The sequence below is a fragment of the Aeromicrobium sp. genome (assembly GCF_036675695.1).
Classification (GTDB): domain Bacteria; phylum Actinomycetota; class Actinomycetes; order Propionibacteriales; family Nocardioidaceae; genus Aeromicrobium.
Window position 1 is genome coordinate 1 of sequence record NZ_JAKFEL010000129.1, and the last position, 3,126, is coordinate 3,126.

3 protein-coding genes are annotated in these 3,126 nt (G+C 64.2%); all 3 read right to left on the reverse strand.

The window, feature by feature from the left end:
• The coding region (locus V6M39_RS08375) for a lyase family protein (protein WP_332643362.1) at nt 1–396 on the reverse strand (396 nt) is incomplete at its 3' end.
• A 131-nt stretch (nt 397–527) separates the two neighbouring features.
• Nucleotides 528–1,628 (reverse strand): branched-chain amino acid aminotransferase, encoded by a 1,101-nt coding sequence (locus tag V6M39_RS08380; RefSeq protein WP_332643363.1) that lies wholly within the window; start codon nt 1,626–1,628, stop codon nt 528–530.
• Nucleotides 1,629–1,671: 43 nt separating this feature from the next.
• A complete protein-coding gene (locus tag V6M39_RS08385) occupies nt 1,672–2,769 on the reverse strand; it encodes a 3-isopropylmalate dehydrogenase (RefSeq protein ID WP_332643364.1) in 1,098 nt (365 codons plus the stop codon).
• Nucleotides 2,770–3,126: the final 357 nt, after the last annotated feature.

The following is a 3,126-nucleotide window of genomic DNA, read 5'->3' on the forward strand; positions in this document are numbered from 1 at the left end:
GTGGATCGTGTCGTAGTCGCCCTTCTTGTGCCCCATCAGCTCAAGAGCACGGTTGGCGATGACTTCGTTGGCGTTCATGTTGGTCGACGTGCCAGCGCCTCCCTGCATGACGTCGACGACGAAATGATCGTGCAACGCACCCGAACGAATTTCCTCGCATGCCCCGCGAATCGCCGCGTAGCGCTCGTCATCGAGCAGTCCGAGATCGTGGTTCGCCGCTGCCGCTGCCTGCTTGACCGCGGCAAGCGATTCGACGAGGTACGGGCTGACCCCGATCGGGATACCGGTGATGGGAAAGTTCTCCAACGCCCGCAGGGTGTGTACACCCCAGTAGACGTCGGCGGGGATCTCGCGGTCACCGATCAGATCGTGCTCGGTACGCGTGACAACAGACATGTATGCCTCCAGTGCAAGAGGCACGTCGTTGGGCCTCTAGGCCGACACTAGGGCACCAGAGGGCTCATTCCGAGCACCCCCCGACTGTACTGGTCAGTACAGTCGGGGCGACCACTCACACAGAGCTGGAATCACGAAGAGATGCGCCGCATCCAGCCGTGATGATCGGGTGCGCGGCCATACTGGATGTCGACCAGGGCGGCCCGGAGCTCGGACGTCACCTTGCCGGCCTCACCGTCACCGGAGACCGCCTCACCGCCGTCCCACTTGAGCGAGCGGATGGGTGTGACGACCGCGGCCGTTCCGCAGGCGAACACCTCGGTGATCGTGCCGTCGGCACAACCGTCGCGCCACTCGTCGATGCTGACCCGCCGCTCGACGACCTCGTGTCCCAGGTCTCGGGCCAGCGTGATGAGCGAGTCGCGAGTGATGCCCTCGAGGATCGAGCCAGAGAGCTCTGGGGTGACGATCGAGCCATCGGACTGAACGTAGAAGAGGTTCATGCCGCCCAGCTCCTCGACCCACTTGTGCTCCGTGGAGTCGAGGAACGCCACTTGGGCACAGCCCTGAGCCTGGGCCTCCTGCTGTGGCAGCAGGCTGGAGGCGTAGTTGCCACCGCACTTGGCGGCACCCGTGCCGCCAGCTCCAGCGCGTGCATACTCAGCCGACAGCCAGATCGAGACCGGCTTGACGCCCTCCGGGAAGTAGGCACCGGCCGGCGAGCTGATAAGTCCGTACGTGACGTGTTGGCTGGGCCGCACGCCAAGGAACCGCTCGGACGCGAACATGAACGGCCGGAGGTACAGGCTCTTCTCGTCACCACGCGGAACCCATGCAGCGTCGACGTCGATGAGCGCCTTGATCGAACCGATGAACCAGTCGGTCGGGAGCTCCGGCAGCGCGAGTCGATGCGCGGACCGTTGCATCCGTTCGGCGTTCGCCTCGGGACGGAACAGCCAGATCGAGCCGTCGGCGTGAGCGTAGGCCTTGAGGCCCTCGAAGACTTCTTGGGCGTAGTGAAGAACGGCAGTGGCTGGATCGAGCGACAGCGGGCCGTACGGCACGATCCTGGGGTATGCCCAGCCTTCGTCCGGAGTCCACTTGGCCAGGAACATGTGGTCCGTGAAGAAGTCGCCGAAGCCTGGGTTGGAGAGGATCACGCCAAGCTCGTCAGGCGTCCGCGGGTGCGGGTGCAGCTCGACGGTTGGTGCGAACGCTGGTGATGCAGTCATAGGAGTCACGGTAGTACTTTCTGGGGTCGGTGGGTAATGGTCGTTAACCGACCGATACGCCTCCGGCCACGCGCGCTGCGATAGCCTCTCCCACCTCCTCTGTGCTGCGGGGAGAGGTGCTTCCCAGAGATCCAGCTCTGTACGCGATGTCAGCTTCGACGGCTGCGTTGATCTGAGCGGCCGCGGCGGGCAGGCCCAGGTGATCGAGCAGCAGTGCGGCCGAGAGGATGGCGGCAGTCGGATCTGCCTTCGACTGGCCAGCGATGTCGGGGGCTGATCCATGAACCGGCTCGAACATGCTCGGTGACGTGCCATCGGGGTTGATGTTGCCGCTGGCGGCCACACCGATGCCACCCGTGACGGCAGCGGCGAGGTCGGTCAGGATGTCGCCGAACAGGTTGTCAGTGACGATCACGTCGAACCGTGACGGATCAGTGACCAGGAAGATCGTTGCGGCATCGACGTGGAGGTAGTCAACGGCGATGTCGGGGAACTCTGTCGCGACAGCGTCGACCGTACGAGTCCACAGGTGCCCGGCGTGCACGAGCACGTTGTTCTTGTGGACAAGCGTGAGCTTCTTGCGAGGCCGAGCCTGAGCGCGAGCGAAGGCATCGCGAACGACGCGCTCGACGCCAAACGCAGTGTTGACGCTGACCTCGGTCGCGAGCTCCTGCGGAGTGCCGACGCGGATGGCGCCGCCGTTGCCGACGTAGGGGCCCTCGGTGCCTTCGCGGACCACGACGAAGTCGACGACTCCGGGGTTGGCGAGCGGCGTGGGCACACCCGGGTAGATCTTGGACGGACGCAGGTTGACGTAGTGGTCGAGCTCGAAGCGCAGCTTGAGCAGCAGACCGCGCTCAAGGGTTCCGGAGGGAACCGTCGGGTCGCCGACAGCACCAAGGAGGATCGCGTCGTGCCCACGAATCGATTCGAGCTCGGCTTCCGGCAGGACCTCGCCAGTTGCGTGCCAACGCTTCGCGCCGAGGTTGAACTCGGTCTTGTCGAAGGCGACTCCGTGCTCGGCCGCGACGAGGTCGAGCACCTTGAGTGCCTGGGCAGTGACTTCGGGGCCAATGCCGTCACCAGGGATGACGGCAAGCTTGACCAATCTCTTCAAATCCGTGCGACTCATGGGCGTCATTCTAGGCTCGTCGTCTCATGATTTGAAACAGCCGTCTTGTCATTTGGGACGACTCAGTTGTCGTCAGGGCGGTCGTCGAGCTCGAGCTCGGGCACTGGCTCATCACGCAGATGTGCCGGTCCCCACTCCATCAGGTACGGATCCATGGTTCTTCTCCTTCGTCGTGATCGCCGCGGGGTTCGGGGTCCGCCGTTCCGCCAGACACCAAGCCCGGAGATCATCCGGAAAGGAGAAAGAGATGCATCAACAGATCAGGTCGTGATCTGGATCCCTGCGGCGGAACGGCGAGCCAATGCCGAAACTCCGCGGCAGGGGTGGCCCTAAGAGGCCCTGCCGCGGCAAGCGATTACTACGAGC

Bases quoted from the DNA above. Each gene is read 5' to 3' on its own strand.
- V6M39_RS08385 (WP_332643364.1), bottom strand. From the start codon at position 2,769: ATGACGCCCATGAGTCGCACGGATTTGAAGAGATTGGTCAAGCTTGCC.
- V6M39_RS08380 (WP_332643363.1), bottom strand. From the start codon at position 1,628: ATGACTGCATCACCAGCGTTCGCACCAACCGTCGAGCTGCACCCGCAC.